1 protein-coding gene is annotated in these 244 nt (G+C 41.0%); it reads right to left on the minus strand.

The annotated features are described in order from the left end of the window. A partial coding sequence (locus CF394_RS00230; protein ID WP_165767406.1) for a spore germination protein occupies nt 1–244 on the minus strand: 244 nt, incomplete at both ends.

Below are 244 nucleotides of genomic sequence, written 5' to 3' on the forward strand. Positions count from 1 at the left end.
GTAACCATCTGCGAGCAAAATCGTTTGGCCAGAAAAAACGAGCTGCTGAATTTCCTTTATCGAAGAAACAACGCTGTGGCGATAGCCGAAAAAAAAAGCGGATAAATCTTCAATCAAGCCTTCTTTTTGAGCTAACGATTCTTTTTGTAAAGGAGAAATGACGTATTGCGCCAGAAGATTATTTTCTGTTAAACCGTCAATATACAGCAGGCACGCCTTCTGTCTGCTGTCTCCGAAAGAAAAC

This window comes from Tetzosporium hominis (assembly GCF_002265435.1).
In the GTDB taxonomy this organism is placed as follows: Bacteria; Bacillota; Bacilli; order Bacillales_A; family Planococcaceae; genus Chryseomicrobium; species Chryseomicrobium hominis.